The organism is Paenibacillus sp. sptzw28, assembly GCF_019550795.1.
In the GTDB taxonomy this organism is placed as follows: Bacteria; Bacillota; Bacilli; order Paenibacillales; family Paenibacillaceae; genus Paenibacillus_Z.
In genome coordinates this window covers 5391545-5409751 of record NZ_CP080545.1, presented here as the reverse complement: position 1 = coordinate 5409751, position 18207 = coordinate 5391545, and the positions used below count along the sequence as shown (strand labels likewise).

General features: G+C 47.4%; 15 protein-coding genes and 1 pseudogene. 14 read left to right on the top strand and 2 right to left on the bottom strand.

What is annotated here, in order from left to right; genetic code table 11:
- Window positions 1-29: 29 nt before the first annotated feature.
- From KZ483_RS25130 to KZ483_RS25085, 10 genes and pseudogenes are all read left to right on the top strand, one after another.
- Complete coding sequence (locus KZ483_RS25130) at window positions 30-1301, top strand: SIR2 family protein (protein ID WP_220350275.1); 1272 nt, start codon at window positions 30-32, stop codon at window positions 1299-1301.
- Window positions 1302-1499: 198 nt separating this feature from the next.
- Window positions 1500-2738, top strand: a complete 1239-nt coding sequence (gene istA, locus KZ483_RS25125; protein ID WP_220350274.1) for an IS21 family transposase — start codon at window positions 1500-1502, stop codon at window positions 2736-2738.
- Window positions 2735-3517, top strand: coding sequence for an IS21-like element helper ATPase IstB (gene istB / locus KZ483_RS25120; RefSeq protein WP_309568613.1), 783 nt, complete (start codon window positions 2735-2737; stop codon window positions 3515-3517). The genes istA and istB overlap by 4 nt, the downstream gene beginning before the upstream one ends.
- Window positions 3501-3698, top strand: coding sequence for a hypothetical protein (locus KZ483_RS25115; protein WP_220350273.1), 198 nt, complete (start codon window positions 3501-3503; stop codon window positions 3696-3698). The genes istB and KZ483_RS25115 overlap by 17 nt, the downstream gene beginning before the upstream one ends.
- Before the next feature lie 175 nt (window positions 3699-3873).
- Window positions 3874-4392 (top strand): hypothetical protein, encoded by a 519-nt coding sequence (locus KZ483_RS25110; RefSeq protein ID WP_220350272.1) that lies wholly within the window; start codon window positions 3874-3876, stop codon window positions 4390-4392.
- 10 nt (window positions 4393-4402) lie between these two features.
- The gene (locus KZ483_RS25105; RefSeq protein ID WP_220350271.1) at window positions 4403-5503 is read left to right on the top strand and encodes a DGQHR domain-containing protein; all 1101 of its coding nucleotides are present in this window, start codon (window positions 4403-4405) and stop codon (window positions 5501-5503) included.
- 314 nt (window positions 5504-5817) lie between these two features.
- A pseudogene (locus tag KZ483_RS25100) lies at window positions 5818-7124 on the top strand (DEAD/DEAH box helicase); the annotation flags it as partial.
- Window positions 7125-7553: 429 nt separating this feature from the next.
- Complete coding sequence (locus KZ483_RS25095) at window positions 7554-9230, top strand: cellulase family glycosylhydrolase (RefSeq protein WP_220350270.1); 1677 nt, start codon at window positions 7554-7556, stop codon at window positions 9228-9230.
- 242 nt (window positions 9231-9472) lie between these two features.
- Complete coding sequence (locus tag KZ483_RS25090; RefSeq protein ID WP_220350269.1) at window positions 9473-9919, top strand: hypothetical protein; 447 nt, start codon at window positions 9473-9475, stop codon at window positions 9917-9919.
- Between the two features lie 31 nt (window positions 9920-9950).
- Window positions 9951-10640, top strand: a complete 690-nt coding sequence (locus tag KZ483_RS25085) for a nuclease-related domain-containing protein (RefSeq protein WP_220350268.1) — start codon at window positions 9951-9953, stop codon at window positions 10638-10640.
- Window positions 10641-10872: 232 nt separating this feature from the next.
- Here the strand turns inward: KZ483_RS25085 and KZ483_RS25080 are convergent, their stop codons facing one another.
- Complete coding sequence (locus tag KZ483_RS25080) at window positions 10873-11292, bottom strand: effector binding domain-containing protein (RefSeq protein WP_220350267.1); 420 nt, start codon at window positions 11290-11292, stop codon at window positions 10873-10875.
- A gap of 350 nt (window positions 11293-11642) precedes the next feature.
- On the opposite strand from KZ483_RS25080, the gene KZ483_RS25075 reads away from it, so the two are divergent.
- The 3 genes from KZ483_RS25075 to KZ483_RS25065 all read left to right on the top strand — a co-directional run bounded on the left by KZ483_RS25075 (window position 11643) and on the right by KZ483_RS25065 (window position 16398).
- Window positions 11643-14096 carry a polysaccharide lyase 8 family protein gene (locus KZ483_RS25075; protein ID WP_220350266.1) on the top strand — a complete coding sequence of 818 codons (2454 nt, stop codon included), beginning with the start codon at window positions 11643-11645 and terminating at the stop codon, window positions 14094-14096.
- Between the two features lie 76 nt (window positions 14097-14172).
- Entirely contained in the window at window positions 14173-14883 is a 711-nt protein-coding gene (locus tag KZ483_RS25070) for a hypothetical protein (RefSeq protein ID WP_220350265.1), read from the top strand.
- 528 nt (window positions 14884-15411) lie between these two features.
- Window positions 15412-16398 (top strand): 3'-5' exoribonuclease YhaM family protein, encoded by a 987-nt coding sequence (locus tag KZ483_RS25065; protein ID WP_220350264.1) that lies wholly within the window; start codon window positions 15412-15414, stop codon window positions 16396-16398.
- Between the two features lie 114 nt (window positions 16399-16512).
- On the opposite strand, the gene KZ483_RS25060 is transcribed toward KZ483_RS25065, so the two are convergent.
- Window positions 16513-17082 (bottom strand): GbsR/MarR family transcriptional regulator, encoded by a 570-nt coding sequence (locus tag KZ483_RS25060; RefSeq protein WP_220350263.1) that lies wholly within the window; start codon window positions 17080-17082, stop codon window positions 16513-16515.
- 286 nt (window positions 17083-17368) lie between these two features.
- Here KZ483_RS25060 and KZ483_RS25055 point away from each other — a divergent pair, with 286 nt between their 5' ends.
- Window positions 17369-18193 (top strand): carbohydrate ABC transporter permease, encoded by an 825-nt coding sequence (locus tag KZ483_RS25055; protein WP_220353669.1) that lies wholly within the window; start codon window positions 17369-17371, stop codon window positions 18191-18193.
- Window positions 18194-18207 lie beyond the last annotated feature (14 nt).

Here is an 18207-nt window from a genome sequence, read left to right as displayed (position 1 = left end):
GCCATCTATATAGATTAAGGGGGCATCACTTGAAGATATATGATGCAGCAATACTAGCTATAAACGAATTAGGTGGAGCTGCCCACCCTACAGAAGTTCTCGAAGTGATTAAAAAAAACGGCTGGTATAACTTCAATACTGCAAATGAAATCGGGGTTCTTACCCAAGCAATTAGACGGCACATGAAAGGTTACGTTGGAGTACAAGCGTCGAGTAAAAAGTTTTTTGAAAAACGCGGAGATAAGTATGCAGTTTTACCACTGGAGGATAAGAACAATCTTCCAAGATCAGTAGAATCTTTGCCGGACTGGAAATTATCAAGGGAAGAATACATTAATCAAATTCGAAATGCGTTTCAACGTGATCAGTTGTCTCTCTTTTTAGGGGCTGGCATTTCCACCTCTGCGGGGTTTCCTAGCTGGGATGCGCTATTGGAGAAACTAAATGATGCTGTTGTTAGACAAATGAACACAAAAAGGTTTGGTGGGAAGTTAAGCGCTGCTTCCGTAAGTGAAACAGATAAAGAGTTAATGGTGAATTTGCTTAGTAAACTCCGAGACGAGTCTCCAATAATTAACGCTTTTTTCTTAGAATCAACAATAAACTCGCGCACCGCATTATCAAGATATATTAGGGAAGCTCTTTATGGGAGACGAAAAAGAGCATATACTTCACAAACACTTGTCTGGCTTGCCAAGCTTTGCAATCATCGTGGAAAGTACCGCATTAGATCAGTAGTCACATTTAATTATGATGATTTGTTGGAAAAGCACTTAGTTGAAGTACCTGTTGATCATATGCCTGTTTTTAAGGAAGATGACGAAATAAACCCAAATGTTCTCCCTATCTTCCATGTCCATGGCTACTTACCGCAACACGAAAATAAGTATGATGATTCGGAAGATAACCTTATTATTTTTAGTGAGCAAGCATATCATACCGTTTACACAGATGCCTATTCATGGTCGAACATTACTCAGATGCATGTATTAAAGGAAAATGTATGTTTATTTATCGGACTTTCTATGAACGATCCCAATATGAGGCGAATTTTAGATATCTCATCAAGAAGAAATTCGAATAAAATAAAACATTTCGCATTTATGCAAAGGCTGGACCTGGAAGTCGAAGAAGATCAATTTAAGGAGTTGACGAGTGGACTGTCCCCTGAATTATTGAATGCATTTCTTGATGATTTTCACCTATCAAGGGAACGGTCATTTGAAAAGTTAGGTATTAGGATAGTTTGGTTCGAAGACCATGATGAAATACCTGATTTATTGAAGGCGATCGTTGGTTGATATGGGGGTTAGCGAATACTCCCACTTCCACCGGTATTAATGTTGTTATAACTAAACAATCAATACATGTGGGAAGAAATTGCTAATTGGATAGGGCATGAGTACCAACGTGTGAACGGCAGTGGTAAAATCCCCAATAACGGCACTTGAAAATTCCCCATAATCGGCAGAGACTCTTCCTTACGGGGGAGAGAGACAATGATCAAGAATGGGGAGTTTTACGTGATCCAGCACATGCGGCAAAAAGGTATGAATAAGACGCAAATTGCCGAGGAACTCGGCCGAGACCGGAAGACCATTGACAAGTGGCTTCGTGAAGAAGGGCCCAAATCCTATCAACGCCAAAAACCGAAATCGAGCATCTTGGCGCCGTATCAAGACTATATCCATTCCCGGATGGAAGAAGGCTGCCTGAATGCGGCCGTGTTGTTCGACGAAATCAAAGCCAAAGGATACCCAGGGCAGATCCGGTTGCTGCGCACCTTTATGGAACCTCTAAGGCCTGCGGTACTGGCCAAAGCGACTGAACGTTTCGAGACGCCGGCTGGTAAACAGGCGCAGGTCGACTGGGGTCATTTCAAAGTCGAGTGGAACGGTGAAGCTAAGCGGCTGTATGCTTTCGTCATGGTGCTCGGCTACTCCCGGATGATGTATCTGGAGTATACGGAAGATGAAAAACTGGATACCCTAATGGGCTGCCATGTCCGGGCGATGCAATACTTCGGCGGAAGAACGGAAACGGTACTCTACGACAACATGAAAACAGTCGTCACCGGTGCCGACGAACAGGGTCATCCCCTATGGAACGAACGATTCGCACGTTTTGCCGCCCACCATGGGTTCCTGCTGCGGCGCTGTGCTCCGTACCGTCCGCGAACCAAGGGTAAAGTTGAAAATGGCGTCGGATATGTGCGCAAGAATTTCTGGCCGCGGGTACGTACGTTTACCGGTTTAGCCGATCTCAATAGTAAGGCTCGTTTGTGGCTCGACACCGTTGCTAATGTCCGTATCCATGGCACCACCCATGAAGCACCGCAGCAACGCCTACTGCATGAGGGCCTGAAAACCTTCAATCTCGTTCCCTTCGATCAAGCGGAGCGGTACCCCCGCAAGGTAGCAGCTGACGCGCTGATCTCCTACGGAGCAAACCGCTATTCGGTGCCTTGGCGGTATGTCGGTCAGGTTGTGGAGGTACAGGATGAGCGTAACGGCCGCATCCGAATTTTTGTACAAGACAAGCTCATCGCCGAACACGACAAGGCTGCCGGACATCGCGAGGTCATCTTCGACAAGAAGCATACCGAAGGCATCCGCGCAGCAGGCGGCAAGCCCGCGCAACTCCCGATGCCGCGCCTCATGCAGCAAGCGCTGCCTGACGTCGTTCAGCGCAACCTGTCGGTCTACGAGCAGTTTCTGGATGAGGCGGTGATGCAATGATGGTCGTAACCGAACGCTTGCAGGAGGCTTTCGAGCATCTTGGATGGAGCCGAATTCCGGAAATATTGCATCAGCATGCCGAGGAGGCTGCCGCCCAGAACCGAACGTATCTGGATTTTCTCGACGGGCTACTGCAGGAGGAGCTCTCCGCCAAGCATGACCGCTTTATTCGCATGAAAACCCGGATGGCTCACTTACCGTACCACAAAACGCTTGATCAGTTCGACTTCGGTTTCCAACCGTCGGTTGAGGAACGACGTATCCGGGATCTAGCGACGCTCCGTTTTGTGGAGCACCAAGAAAACCTTGTCTTTTTAGGACCGCCCGGTGTAGGGAAAACACATTTAGCCGTGGCACTTGCACTGGAGGCCATTAAACGGCGATACACGGTGTATTTCACGACCGCGCACGATCTAGTGCAAACCCTCCAGCAAGCACATCTGAACAACACGATTACGCAAAAAATGAGGGCTTTGACCAAGCCAAACTTACTGATCATCGACGAGATCGGCTATCGCAAGATGGACGAAACGGCAGCGCACTTTTTCTTTCAGATCATTGCCGAGCGCTACGAGTCCGGATCCATTATTCTCACCTCCAACAAGTCCTACGGTGCCTGGGGAGAGATTTTCGGCGACTCCGTTTTAGCCACAGCGATTCTCGATCGCCTGCTCCACCACTCCACCACCATTAACATCAAGGGGGAGAGCTACCGCATTAAAGAAAAGAAAAAGGCAGGCTTCTTTCGACCCGATACGGAAAATGAAAAAACAGATTGAACCGATTTTCGCTGCCCCCTCGGGGGCCTTCACCTTGCACTTAATGGGGAAAATTCAAGTGCCGATTTTGGGTAATTTTCGTTTGCAGTTGACAAACGACGCCGGATCTGTTTATTGGCGTCGTTTTCTTTACATTCATTTTTCGTTTCCGCGTGCATCAAGTCCCTTCACAGTGCGCTAAAGAAGAACTAATTTACATTGGAGAAGCGCATACTTAAGCATTTGAAATGTGCTCTCAAAAACAAGATAAAGTAAATGAAAGATGAAGAAAAAATGGTATGTATTCTCGAAAGAAATTATGAAACTAAGTGGAAAATTAATTGAGAGAGTTTAATAAATTAAGATAGGAGATTGTTATGGGCTTTATTAGAACTATTTTTACTGCAACTAGTGAGCAATGGAAGTCCACTTCATTATGGATTTTTTATACCCTTTTGGGAAGCTTAATACCTACATGGGGTGGAATAGTGCTCTTAGTCATTTTTAACAAGTTACAGGATTGGTCCGTATTTTATAAAAATGGGGAATTTATCCTATACAGTGCTGGTCTATTAGCACCAGCTTTATTTGTTCTGATTAGAGAAGCCAAAAGACCTGGCTTTCAATTTATGGCAATCATTTCTGTGATAATGTTACTTTTGACTGGATTACTTTATTCTGCAATTGCACTATTTGGTTTTAAAATTATTCAATCCGACATAAAGATTAATATGGGAGTGCTTGCGAAAATATCTCTTTTTTTATTTGTTTTATCGGTGTTTATTGCTTTCTTAGCAGAGCTTTTAAGCAAGATTCAGCAAGACCCAAATGTTGAAGGAATGAGATTAAGAGAAATGAACAATCTTGAGGATGAATATAATAAATTCAAAAAGTGAGAGGGTCATTATGAGCGGACAGGTCGTAATAAAATGTGTTGAGGTACAGCAACCAATAGGATTATTTTACATAGGAGCAATAAACGCTGATGATTTAGTAGCAATTTCTTTTTCTGATACTCGAAGAATTGAGGTGGAGAATGAAATAGAACGATATCTAGGGATTCAACGTCCAATCTCACCGACAAGGATTAAAGAGTTGGGTGGTTATGTAAATACTGTTGATGCTTCATTTCCAACAAGTATTATCTTGTCGATATCTTCTGAAGATGTGATTTTTCATAAAGATACATCAACTTTAGAAATCAACAACAAACCACATACCGCAAAAATAATTGATGGTCAACATAGAATAGCAGGATTAAAACATTTTGTGGGAAATGGAGACCAATTTCAGGCAAACGTAACAATTTTTATTGATATGGATATTGAAGATCAGGCAATGGTGTTTACAACTATAAATTTAAAACAGGAAAAAGTCAGTAAATCCTTAGGATATGATCTTTTCGAGTATGCGAGCGCTAGAAGCCCGCAAAAAACATCACACAATATTGCGAAATTGTTGAATTATCAAAAAAAGAGTCCTTTTTATGGGAAGATTAAAATATTAGGAAAAGCAACACAAAACGGAGAACAGACGTTAAACCAAGCAACTTTTGTAGAAGCGCTTATCAGTTATATTTCAAAGGAGCCAATTCGGGATCGGGATCTTCTTAAGAGAGGAAAGAAGATATCCCCAGCAACAAAAGATGAAATAACTGATTTAATATTTAGAAATATGTTCATTGCTAAAGAAGATGCTAGTATTGCGATAATTATTGATAATTATTTTACGGCCATTTCAAAAAAATGGCCGCATGCCTGGAATTCTTCTGAGAGAGGTTACATTTTAAATAAAACGATTGGATTTACTTCGTTTATGAAGATTCTAAAACCAATCTTTATTTCAAAAAACAAACTTGGTCAGGTGATTAGTGTCGAAGATTTTGAAAAAACTCTTGAACCGATATATATGTCTGACGATGATTTTGTTACTGAAAACTTTGCTGGCACTAAAGGAATCACGAAGCTGACACAACGACTCCTAATAGATCTAGGTCTCGATATGTAGAACTCAAACTGCCCACTACAATATTAAGTAAAAGGATTTCAGGTTAAAACGAAAAAATCCATACAGCTAACATTGTAGATTATGGAAGTAAATGGATGCGTGATTTCCTACACGAATATTGATGGGGATGCCATGCATACTTTAATAATTGTATGAGTGCTGTTTTTTGACGTCGGGATATAATAATAAAGATAACTCTATGCTCTGATTTATACACGAGATTCAGGTTATAGTTAAAAGTAGAAGAAGATAAAGAGGGAATAGCCTGTGAAGTTCTTGTATTTAAGACCTTGCAGCTTATACTGCATATTACGCTTCATTTTATCGAAGCGATTCAGAAGGGCTGGCTATGCCCGTTCCAGTATTACGGCGTCTACGATGATACCGAATATTCGCAACTTACATGGCTTGGTACGAAGTATGATGAAAGCGAGCTGTTGGCTGTTCAACTGCGGGAAGAGATGGCCGTCAAGATCCATCGAGCCTGGGATCGTCACAAGCAGACGCGAACGATTGCTTTCTGCTCATCGATTACGCAGGCAAACTTCTTGTCGGACTACTTTTCGAGGCAGGGTGTATCATCGCTGAGCTTGCATTCGGAAACCCGGTCGATGACGAGACAGGAAGCGATTCGCAGATTGGAGGACGGACAGCTGCAGGTTATTTTCACTGTCGATCTGTTTAATGAAGGGGTCGATATTCCGGCTGTCGATACGCTGCTGTTTGTCAGGCCGACACAGTCCCTTACCGTCTTTACTCAGCAGGTAGGCAGGGGGCTGCGGATCCACGGCGGGAAAGATATGTGCGTCATCATCGATCTCATCGGGAACTACCGGAACGCCGACATCAAGCTGAGCTTGTTTGATACGCTCCCACACGACGGAGAGACGGGCAAAAGAGGAGCAGTAATGCCGAACGCGCCAGCGGGGTGTGTGATCGAGCTTGAGACGAGTGTTATCGACCTGCTCGAAGAGCTGTTCCGCAAGAAGCAGCCGCGCAAGGATAAGCTGCGAAGCGTTTATCTCGAGGTCAAAGAAGACATCGGCCGCCGTCCGACTTATCTAGAGCTGCATTTGCGGGGGAAGGCAAGCAGCCGGGAATACCGCCAGGAGTTCGGGTCGTATATCGGTTTCCTATACTGGGCGAAGGAGCTGGACGAGCACGAGGAAACGGTCTATCTGCAGCATGAACGCTGGCTGAGGGAAGTTGAGAGCACGCTCATGTCCAAAAGCTACAAGATGGTTCTGCTCCTGGCCATGTTAGAGAGAGGCGTCTCCGGCTGGAACTCTCCAATTACGTCGAACGGGCGGCTCCCTTTTTCCATCGGTATCTGACTGAGAAAGAGTACCGGAGAAGCGTCGATTTTTCCGATAAAGAAGCACAGCGTCTAAGGGAATACGACGAGAACAAAGTTGCCTCCTTAATCGCCCGTATGCCAATGACTAAATGGAGCGGCAGCTCAAAAGGTTTAATAGTCTATCACGAATCGCAGTTTAAACCGCAGTTATCCATAGAGAAAGACCAAGCAGAACTTATGTACCATTGGACCAGAGAGATTTGCGAATATCGGCTTCATGCTTATTTTGAGAAGAAGGCGGATATACCGGTGAGAGCTGAATAAGTTGAGCTGCAAATCCAACTAATTCAGATCGAGATCGGAAAAGGGGCTTCCCCGTAAAGTAGTGTCATAACTACGTTATGGGGAAGCCCATTTTTCTTTTCTGGCTATCCCTCAAGCTCAGAATGGGTAATTTCCGACGATGAAACGCATAAGGCCCTGAGATGATCAAGCACATGACTTCGCATTTTTCTATTCCGGGAAGATCGAATCTTACAGCTTAACCAGTGCCTGATGGAATGGAAAAAAATGTATGAATGTGGATTTTTGTATGGAAATTTGGCGAATTATTGAGGTGTTACCGGTACCGGCGTAATGATAAAATAATCATTGGAACCGCTTACAATGGTCATTGAGAGGGGGATATGCGGAGGGCATCTTTTTCCGGATAAATCGGGCAGTGGAAAATCCAAAAAACAAAGGAGAAGATTCATGCACACGAAAAAAAAGTATCTGTCGCTGATGTTAGCCGCCGCCATGCTGTGTTCATTGTTTTCGTTCACGACCTCATCTTCCGCCGCAACTCCCATGCAGTCTTATGTTAGCGCGATGCAGCCCGGATGGAACCTGGGCAATACGCTTGACGCGACGGGCGCCGACGAAACTTCATGGGGCAACCCGGTAGTCACACAGGCTTTTATACAGCAGATTGCCGCTCAAGGCTTTAAAAGCATTCGAATTCCGGTGACCTGGATACAGCATACGGGCTCTGCGCCGAGCTATACAGTCGATCCGGCATGGATGAGCAGGGTACAGCAAATTGTGGACTGGTCGCTGCAAGCCGGTCTTTATGTCATGATCAACCTGCACCACGACTCGTGGCAATGGGTCAATACGATGCCCACGAATCACGACGCCGTTCTTGCCCAATATAAGGCGGTATGGACGCAGATCGCCAATCGGTTCAAGGACCACTCCAGCAAGCTTATGTTCGAGAGCATTAACGAACCGTACTTTGACGGTGTGGACGCAGCGACTCAAATGTCGTTGCTCGATGAATTGAATACGGTCTTCCACCAGGTCGTAAGGGGTACCGGCGGAGGGAACGCCACTCGTCCGCTCGTGCTGCCGACGTTATACTGCAATGCCGAGCAAATACGTGTGGATTCGCTGAACAGCACGGTCACGAAACTGAACGATCCGAATCTGATTACGACGATCCATTATTACGGCTTGTGGCACTTCAGCGTGAATATCGCCGGTTACACGAAGTTCGATCAAAGATCGATTGACGACATCGTGACGCAGATTGATGGCGTGTATAACACGTTTGTCTCGAAGGGGATTCCCGTCATCATCGGCGAATACGGACTGCTCGGCTGGGATTCCGGTGAAGGTGTGCCCCAGCATGGCGAGATGCTGAAGTTTATCGAGTATTTTACGCAGTATGCCCAATCGAAGGGCGTTACTCATATGCTGTGGGACAACGGGTCGCGTTTCAACCGCATGACCAATCAGTGGCGCGATCCGGACCTTTACAATGTCATCATGCAAAGCTTGACCGGCCGTTCGTCCACCGCGGATACCGATTTGATCTTCCTGAAGAGCGGCTCAGCAGTCCAGGATGCCGTGCTGGGCTTGAACCTGAACGGCAACAGCTTCGTCTCGCTCAAGGACGGCTCCAACACGTTGGTTTCCGGTACGGACTACACGCTAAGCGGCAGCGTACTGACCGTCAAAGCGAGTGCGCTTGCCAAGTACGCTTCGGGCTCATTCGGCGAGAAGACGGTATTGACGGCGAATTTCAATTCCGGGCCTGCATGGAAAATCCAAGTGCGTTACAGCAATACGCCGGTGCAGTCGAAAGCTTCGGGCACAACCGGGGGCGGGCTGGTGATTCCGACATCCTTTAACGGCGATCAGCTTGCCACGATGGAAGCCGTATACGCAAGCGGCGGCAACGCCGGTCCGAATAACTGGACTTCCTACAAAGAGTTCAACTATACATTCACCCCCGATTATGCGAATAACACGATCACGATTAAGCCGAAATTCTTCGCTGAAACGACCGGCGGCACAATCAACCTCACGTTCCATTTCTGGAGCGGTCAAATTGTGAAATACCAGATGGCAGTGAAGGGTGGCCGCGTCACCGGCTTACCCCAATAGTTTACAATAAGGTGAGAAACCAAGCGCGAATTGCTGTACGCGCTTGTTTTTTTTGGTTCAATCAGCTATCAAGACGGTGTGCGATACCCCGTGACAATGTCAAGACGAAAGAGTAGGTTAAGGATGTAACAAGAAGAGCACCCAAATAAAGTAGTTTAGTTATATATTTTAATCTGTCCATTCAAGCAGATCGAACCGATATACCATATATATGCACAAGAGAGAACTTGACTCAATATAAAATGAGCAAAGGACGTATAAGAGAGATGCGCAAAGGGAAATCTTCTATTTCTTTATTATTGGTGAGAGCATTAGGTTTGGTCGTATGTTTTAAGGTGCTCATATATGTTCTAGAGCATTTTGTTTTGCAAGTAACTGGGGTACCTGAACTTAAGATAGACGATTCATATTTAAATATTGCTTTCGTGATACTTTGTATCTTGTTCGTCATTCGAATTCTTTTCGTGTTCTTGTCGGAGCAAAGAAAGAAACATAACCTCACACAGGACGATGAAACAGAAATTGATATCAGTACTTACACATGTGCAAAGTGCGGGGAAACTGTGAGTGAAAAAGTGAGGCAGTATTGTTTGAGTCGACCTCAACAATTTAACCATAAAGTTTACTGCTATGATCATCAAAAGATAACACCTGTTTCCGGCATCAAAAATCGTAAACCTTGCGATTAAGCAATCAACTGAGAATGAGGAGAGTAATAACATGTTAAAGAAGCTTCTAAGCTGGTTTACATCCGACAAGGCACCGGCTAAGAAACCACCGGCCAAGACAGCTTCACCGCCGAAGCGGAAAATAGAGTCTACGCGTATTGGCGAGCTCGGTGAGTATAAGATCAACATCCAATTGGATCAACTTCCGAAGGAATGCAAATATCTAAGCGATATTATGGTCAAGAACAGTAAGTCACGGTCCGGTTACTCTCAAATTGACCATGTCGTCATATCGCCCTATGGACTCTTTGTGATTGAGACGAAGAATTATAATGGAGAGATCAAGGGTGGTCGATCCGATAGGAATTGGCGGGTAAGCAACCGGTTTAATATGTACAATCCGCTGATGCAAAATTATGGCCATATTAAGGCCTTGGAGAATGTGCTGAGGGTTTTCCCTGCCTTAACCTACATATCCATAGTTTCGTTCACGATGCGCTGCCGTTTCAGTATTGATCCGGAGCTTCGCAAAATCGCTTCCGACGAGCTTATCGTATACGATACGGAGCTTTCGGAGTTCATAAATCGGAAGATCAGCCGAATTCGAGCAATGTCGGACAAGCCTTTACTCACCGAACCGGAAATAAATCAAATCTATGATGCCGTCCAGTCCGCGAACATAACTGACGCTGCTTTAAGAGCCGAGCATAATCAAAAGGCAAAGCTGCAGTCATCTAAATAATGTTCTCCGAAATTCATTTCCAGCTCTCATCTTCATGACAAGTGAACGAGAACGAACTGAGGAGGTTCCTGCAAAAGTAAGCGTTCGACTTGGTGCAGAAACAGACCGCAGCCTTTGGCGAGGGCGGTCTATTTCTTTTTCTGGGAAAACAAAGTATTAGACTCATCCCAAAAATCGGAAAGAACGAGACAAAAAGTCCTTCACTACCGCTGTTTGTACTATCGTTCTCCGCTTAACATTTAGTTGGGATATACCATGCCAGTGTCTCTGTGGGTTGAAGGTCTGGTGTAAATATTTCGTATCTTGGTTTTGACAAATCAATACTATATCTTGCTTGGTTTTCTTCGGTACAAATTTTACTCCAGAATTCACCGACATACTTTTTTTCGAAATTAAAGATGACATATTCGCCTTCGGGAATAGTAAAAGACGTCATTCCTTCCGGAACATCACCCAGTGCGTTGAATTCAACAGCAACTAGAGGTCGGATTCCGGGCAAAATTACTAAATACTGCTTCATTTTCTCAATCTCGCCGATGGTTTGTTTTAGCTGATCGAAAAGTTCAGGCTCGTCCTCTAAATTTTCACCTTGAAACCCGACTAATTCAACAGAACGAAGCTTTTCAACTCGTGTTTGAACAAAATTATCCATACTGTGTGCAGCCTCCTTTTGGCTATACTATATATTTGCCGGAACTGACGATTAACGTAGAGCGTCTTTTACCTCCACAGGCATCACTCGCCTTTCCGGGAGATTAGCCGACCTCCCATATAGCCATTTTATTACAGGTGTATGGATCGTGTAAGGATAAAAAAGGGAATCGAGGCGACATCACTTAAATATGATAGGAAACGGATGCTTTCGAAGCGGGTAGTGCGCCCCGCAGGGAGGTTTGCCGAAGAAGTCTGGTCAAACTAAGCAAAGGCTGCCGAAGCGAGTTTTCTGCTCGCAAAGCAGTAACTTGCAAGAAGCGTCGCAAAAAACTTTTAGGAGGTTGTTACATGTGGAGGAAAGCTCTGATGACGGTAAGCGCTATGATTATGCTGCTGGCTTCATTCGTCGGCTTTGCGGGCCATTCCGCGGCGGCGGACGTGTATGACGGCATGCGAAACCGGTACCGTGACCTGCTGACCGGCGGGACGGCTTTCGATCCGGCGGATCCGCTCCTTTCCGCCAAGATCGGTCAAATCGTCTCCACGGCCGAGCAGTATTGGCATTCGATGGACAAAAATCCGTCCCGTACGAACCTGTGGAGCGGCTTGAACAACGGCTTGAACGGATTCCATGTACGCGATTCGTATTGGCGCCTTCGCGCCATGGCCCTTGGCTATCAAGTGAAGGGATCTTCCCTGCAGGGCAATGAGGAGCTCGCGGCGGATATTACTGCAGGACTGGAATGGTTGAACGCCAACTGGTATTCGACCGCGACGGGGGAGCCGGGCAACTGGTTCGAGTGGAAGGTTACGGTCCCTTTTTACCTGCTGGATACCTCCATTCTTCTGTATGAAAAAATACCGGCCGTCTCGCTGAGCAGCTATACGGCCGCTATCGACAAGCACAGGCTCCACCAGGGGTCCGCGGACGCAAACGGATTGTGGGGCACGAAAATCCTGATGCTGAACAACATCCTGAAGAAAAACGGAGCCGGTCTGAATGCCGTCAAAACGACGACCGAAGATGCCTTGAAGTATAAATCCACGAATGGAAACGGTTTTTTTGACGACGGCTCTTACATCGACCACACCGGCACGAACAGCCCGGGCACGCCCGGCTATCCCGGAAACCCCTACAACGCCGGGTACGGCAGGGGCTTTTACAACTCGGTTGCCGAAATCATCTACGTTGTGGCAGGCACAGCCTGGGACATCAATCGATTGAAAAAACAGGTTATTTACGAATGGACGGAAAATGCCTTCGCACCGTTTCTGTACAAAGGAGGCGTCATGTCGTTCGTACAGGGAAGAGAAATATCCCGTCCGAATGCCCAAGAGCATGTGATCGGCCACGACATTCTTGAAAGCATCATTTTGCTGGCGCAAGGGTCGGATCCCGCCCATAAGACGCGAATGGAACAATTCGTCAAATACCATGTGAAAGCGGATACATTCCGGCCGTTTGATCTTGACGTATCGATTTTTACGCTCACCAAGGTGAATTCGATCATCTCGAATGTCGCCTCCCCCGGCGGTTTGTCGACGCACCGGACGTTTGCGAGAATGGACCGCGTCGTGCACAGCCGGCGGGGTTATGCGTTTGGCGTGGCCATGAACGGCCATGTGATTAACTACGAATACATCAATGCCGAGAACCTTCACGGCTGGCATTACGGACAGGGAGCCACTTACCTGTATAACAATGACCTCGGCGCCTACGATCAGGAGTATCATCCGACTGTGAATGCGCACCGCCTGGCAGGGACGACCGTCCAGCAGAACAAAAACTCCAACTTCCATCCCAATATGAGCAAATGGGCGGGAGGCGCGGATCTCGGTGAGTTCGGCGCGGCCGGCATGGAGCTGGCGCCGAACGGGGAGTCGCTGACGGCGAAGAAATCGTGGTTTATGTTCGACAACGAAATCGTGGCCATCGGTTCCGGTATCTCCTCTTCGGACGGTTTGCCGGTGGAAACGATCGTCGAGAACCGGATGTTGAACGAAGCGGGCAGCAATGCTTTAACCGTGAATGGGGCTGTCTATCCGGCTTCGCTCGGATGGTCTGCGACGATGACGGGCGTGAACTGGATGCATTTGCGGGGGACGGCTTCCTCCGGCGCCGACATCGGGTATTACTTTCCCGGCTCTCCCACGCTGCAGGGCGTAAGGGAGGAACGCAGCGGAAAGTGGTCCGACATCAACCGAAACACAGGCGTCACAGGCGACGCGGGGAGTACGGTTCACAAGCGGAATTACCTGAACGTATGGTTCGACCATGGCGTGAATCCGAGCGCGGGCAGCTACGCTTACGCTCTGCTGCCGGGCATGTCGCCCGTGCAGGTTAACGGCTACGCGTCTGCTCCCGAGTTTACCGTTCTTGAACAGTCGGACGAAGCCCATGGCGTGAGAGAAAACAAGCTGAATATAACGGCGGTGAATTTCTGGAAAGATGCAGTGAAATCCGTCGGCATCGTGACCAGCGATAAGAAAGCATCCGTAGTCGTCCAGGAAAACGCCGACGGCATCGAGGTGTCGGTCGCCGATCCCACTCAGCAAAACAATGGTACGATCGAGATTGAAGTGAACAAAGCGGTTTACGGCATCCTGGAGAACGACAGCCAGATTACCGTGACGCAGCTGGAGCCCACGATCAAAATGACCGTCAACGTGAACGGCGCGTACGGCAAGACGTTCAAAGCAAAATTCGGCAATTCCACGGGAGCGACAACTTCTTCCGCTACCAACTTGGCATTGAACAAACCGGTGACGGCCAGCAGCACGGTTAACAGCGGCACAAAATAGGCGTCTATAGGTACCATAGGCGTAAACCCAACATAAAATAGTACGAAATAAGATACAACGAGGGAGTAGATCATCCATGTATCCTTACGATTACAGTCCATATGAATATGATTTCAGTCCATACGTTTACCATCCATCCGGTTACGACCCGTATGGTGACCGTCAATTTTTTCCTTTCGGCTTCCCAGGCGGCCAGCAAGATTTGGGCGTTGAATGGCACGAACAAGAAGGTCCTTGGAGCGGGCTGTGGCGCAGGCGGGGGAACAGCAACATCTTCGATGCCACATGGACGATGCCTGGGGCGCAGCCTATAACAGCTGTTTTGAGGATCTTTATTTTCGGCAGCTTTGTTTATGTCCAGCGGCGAAACAGCAGTGACGGCAATGACTGCGACTACACAGGAACGCTCTCCGGAGATGGCCGTACGGTTTCCGGGACATATCGATGTATCCGGGGCGGAGGCTCTTGGACGGCCACGATCATTCGGCGCGAGAGAGTCCGTTTAGGCAGAGTCTGGTATGAACAAGAAGGCGGCTGGAACGGCGTGTGGGTTCGTCGTGGAAACAGCAACATTTTCGATGCAAGATGGACGATGGCCGGGGCACAGGATATAACGGCTGTATTGACGATCAATATATTCGGCAACAACGTCCAGGTTTTGCGCAGAAACAGCAGCGATGGAAACGACTGCAACTACACCGGCACCATCGCCGGGGACGGCAGGACGGTAACAGGCACGTATACATGTACGCAAGGCGGAGGGTCTTGGAGAGCCACTATAACTTGACTTATAGGTCCAGGTCTAAATCCATTCTCAAATACACAAGTACGCAGTAACCGGATAAAGGATAGAACTTGCCGAATAAGATAACAGCTTTAGTTCCATCGCCTTCAGCTTGACCGTAACAAGCGGCTTGGCTCTGTCTTTTTTCGAAATAAAGGCGATGAAAGCGAAAATCCACAACCACATCGGTTGTGGATTTTTTTCATGGTCGATGCGATTTGAACCCCTGTTAAGAGTTTGCCATCCACATTCGGCGAAACCTTGACAGCCTTCGTCTTTTTCGGGGCGGAACCGGCTGCTTCAGGCACTTCGAATCCACCCATTCCCGAATGTCATTCCCGCCTCCTCGGTAAGAACCCTCACCGTATTCTCGGTTAAGGGCATGACGGAAATTTCGTCTTGCTTCGCCCAGCTAACGAAATTATGGTCAACGAACATTTGCCTCTACAAGAGAATGAATGTTCGCTGTCAACCATACGCCACGCTTTTATAGTATAATGTTCCTATCAATACCGGGAGGAAATTACTGACATGACAATGATCAACCAATTGAAAGATAAAGACGAATTCACCGGCTTTTATTTACTGAAAGAAGTAGAGGTTAAGCAAACCAACAACACGCCGGCCAAAGATTATATGGATATCGTCTTATGCGACTCGAGCGGGCAGCTGCCGGCCAAGTACTGGGACGTCGCGGCGGCAGATAAAGATGCATTCTTCCCCATGGGACTCGTCAAGGTTCAGGGCATCGTCCAAACCTACCGCGAGAAGCTGCAGGTGAAAATCCTCCGAATCCGCAACACGACCGCCGAAGACGGTGTAGCTGTCACGGATTTCGTCCGTTCGGCGCCGATCCGCCCGGCCGATCTCATTCATACGATTAAAAATGTTCTTCGCACGATTACCGATCCGGAAATCAAGATAATCGTCTCCTATTGTGTGGATAAAGTGGAAGAGAAGCTCATGCATTATCCGGCTGCGAAGACGCATCATCATGCTTATTTTGCCGGACTTGCCTATCATATTGTTCGCATGCTGGAAGTCGGTGAATTTATCTGCAAGCAGCGTCCTTTTCTTAACGCCGATTACATTAAAGCAGGCATCATCCTTCATGATATCGCTAAACCGGAAGAGATGATCGCCCGGCTCGGGATCGTATCCGACTACAGCGTGCAGGGGAAGCTGGTGGGGCACATTGCGATGGCGTCGAACTGGATAACCGAGGCCGCGATTAGGTGTGAAATCGGCTTCGAGTCCGATCGCGTCCTGGCCCTGCAGCACTTGGTTCTCTCACACCATAACCTCGGCGAATGGGGCAGCCCTGTCCAGCCGCAAACGGCAGAGGCGGTTGCGCTGCATCATATCGACGCGCTGGATGCGAAGCTTCAAATGGTTGAGGATGCGCTCAGTTCAACCCCGGAGACGGAAGAGTGGACGCCGATGATCAGGGGACTTGAGAACAAGGCGATTTACCGCATGAATAGTAAGCATTCCGAAATTCCATACTCATTAAGGTAATACCGGGTATCTAATTTCACCGGACTTGAGCTCATCACATTGGAAGCAGCAGCAAATAAGCAGCACACCCTCTTGAGTGGAGGATGTGCTGCTTATTTATTATCCGTTTCAGCTTTAGGGCTGATTCCCATGGTTCTGCGGATGATTGAAGTAGGTTCCGCTCTTGAGATTATGAACGAATTCCTGCAGCCATCTGTAATAGCTCAAGCCGTGTCGAAGCTTATGAAGATCCTTCAGGCACAGCTGACGTTCCTCCTCCGGTGTCTCCATCGCAATAATCAACTCGGTCAGATCCGGGATCACTTCGTTAATCGCACTGAGCATGACGTCAATCTCACGCTGCAGCTTCGTCGTGAAGAAGTTTTGAAATGCCTGAAAGAAGTCGGTTTCAGCCACGTACAAATCTTTCCGTTCGTGTTTTTCCTCCAGCTTGTTGACCATCTTGGACTCCATCAGTGAGCGTACCGCATAGCTCATATTGCTCTTGCTCATGTTCATATGCGTCTTCATATCTTCCAGTGTCATTGGCTTATCCTCGAAATACATGATGCCATATAACTGGCCAAACGAATGGGTGGCGCCATAGAGGTCCATCGTTTCTGCAATGGCATCAATTACCCTTCGCCGCAGCTTCTCCCGCTGTGGCGGTAACCGGTCGTCCTCGTCCGAAGCCGCTTGTTTCATGTCTTCACCTGCAATCGAATAGATTATTTTCTCATTATACTAAAATGTTAGCCTGCGAACATGTCCCATTGAAATCTTTTACATGATATTAAAGTGTACTTTACATTAAGAAAACCAATCTATCATGAAATGAATGTACAATTAATTTTGAACGGAAGAGCATTATACAGGTTTTTACCAATAAAATCGGTATATTTAAACGAAAAATTGGACGGAGGGTACACAGAGTTTGAAACAATCAAGATTTGCCGCGGATGTGAAGGCGCTGCTCTTCACCCTGCCGGCTATGATTCCATTGACGATGTTTTGGCTTGCTCCGCTTGCATATGTTTTTTACCTGAGCTTCACCGAATGGGATTTTATGAGTCCGGACAAGCTGTTCGTCGGGTTCGACAACTATGAGGCTTTGTTCGAGAATCCTGCTTTTTACAAGGCGCTGGAAGTCACAATATTATTCTCCTTGGGGAGTGTGCTTCCGATCTTGATCGGAGGTCTGGCATTCGCGCTTCTGCTTGATAGCAAGCTGAAATTCTCGGCGCTGTACCGTGCACTCATCTTCTCGCCATGGGTTACACCGACCGTCGCCGTCTCTATCGTGTGGTCGTGGATCTTCGAGCCGGAAGTCGGTCTGGCCAATAACGCTCTCCGATTACTCGGCTCCGCCGGCATCGGTTGGCTGCAGGACCCGAATTGGGCGCTCGTCGGCATTCTTATCGTTACCGTATGGAAAGCGGTCGGATGGGCGATGGTTTTCTATCTGGTTGCGCTCCGCAATGTACCGTCAGATCTCCTGGAGGCTGCCGGTATTGATGGAGCGGGAAGCTGGCGGAAGTTCACTCATGTTACACTGCCGCTCATATCGCCGACCACGTTCTTCTTGTCCGTCGTCCTGATTATCCAGTCGGTGCAGGCCTACGACCAGATTAATGTCATGACGCAGGGCGGTCCGTCCGGATCCACTCGAACGTTATTGTATATGTATTACCAGTCTGCCTTTGAATCCTTTAATATCGGTGAAGCGTCGTCAGTCGCTGTAGTGCTTGTCATTGGCTGTGCCCTGCTCTCGCTCGCTTCGTTTGCCATAAGCCGCCGCACCGTCCATTACTATTAGAAATCCAGGAAAGA

What these genes read in the sequence shown, in the direction of transcription:
- KZ483_RS25055 (WP_220353669.1), top strand. Translation starts at nt 17,369, where the DNA reads ATGATTCCATTGACGATGTTTTGGCTTGCTCCGCTTGCATATGTTTTT.
- KZ483_RS25090 (WP_220350269.1), top strand. Translation starts at nt 9,473, where the DNA reads ATGAGCAAAGGACGTATAAGAGAGATGCGCAAAGGGAAATCTTCTATT.
- KZ483_RS25060 (WP_220350263.1), bottom strand. Translation starts at nt 17,082, where the DNA reads ATGAAACAAGCGGCTTCGGACGAGGACGACCGGTTACCGCCACAGCGG.
- KZ483_RS25115 (WP_220350273.1), top strand. Translation starts at nt 3,501, where the DNA reads ATGAAAAAACAGATTGAACCGATTTTCGCTGCCCCCTCGGGGGCCTTC.
- KZ483_RS25105 (WP_220350271.1), top strand. Translation starts at nt 4,403, where the DNA reads ATGAGCGGACAGGTCGTAATAAAATGTGTTGAGGTACAGCAACCAATA.
- KZ483_RS25075 (WP_220350266.1), top strand. Translation starts at nt 11,643, where the DNA reads ATGTGGAGGAAAGCTCTGATGACGGTAAGCGCTATGATTATGCTGCTG.
- KZ483_RS25070 (WP_220350265.1), top strand. Translation starts at nt 14,173, where the DNA reads ATGTATCCTTACGATTACAGTCCATATGAATATGATTTCAGTCCATAC.
- KZ483_RS25085 (WP_220350268.1), top strand. Translation starts at nt 9,951, where the DNA reads ATGTTAAAGAAGCTTCTAAGCTGGTTTACATCCGACAAGGCACCGGCT.
- istB (WP_309568613.1), top strand. Translation starts at nt 2,735, where the DNA reads ATGATGGTCGTAACCGAACGCTTGCAGGAGGCTTTCGAGCATCTTGGA.
- KZ483_RS25110 (WP_220350272.1), top strand. Translation starts at nt 3,874, where the DNA reads ATGGGCTTTATTAGAACTATTTTTACTGCAACTAGTGAGCAATGGAAG.
- KZ483_RS25095 (WP_220350270.1), top strand. Translation starts at nt 7,554, where the DNA reads ATGCACACGAAAAAAAAGTATCTGTCGCTGATGTTAGCCGCCGCCATG.
- KZ483_RS25065 (WP_220350264.1), top strand. Translation starts at nt 15,412, where the DNA reads ATGACAATGATCAACCAATTGAAAGATAAAGACGAATTCACCGGCTTT.
- KZ483_RS25080 (WP_220350267.1), bottom strand. Translation starts at nt 11,292, where the DNA reads ATGGATAATTTTGTTCAAACACGAGTTGAAAAGCTTCGTTCTGTTGAA.
- istA (WP_220350274.1), top strand. Translation starts at nt 1,500, where the DNA reads ATGATCAAGAATGGGGAGTTTTACGTGATCCAGCACATGCGGCAAAAA.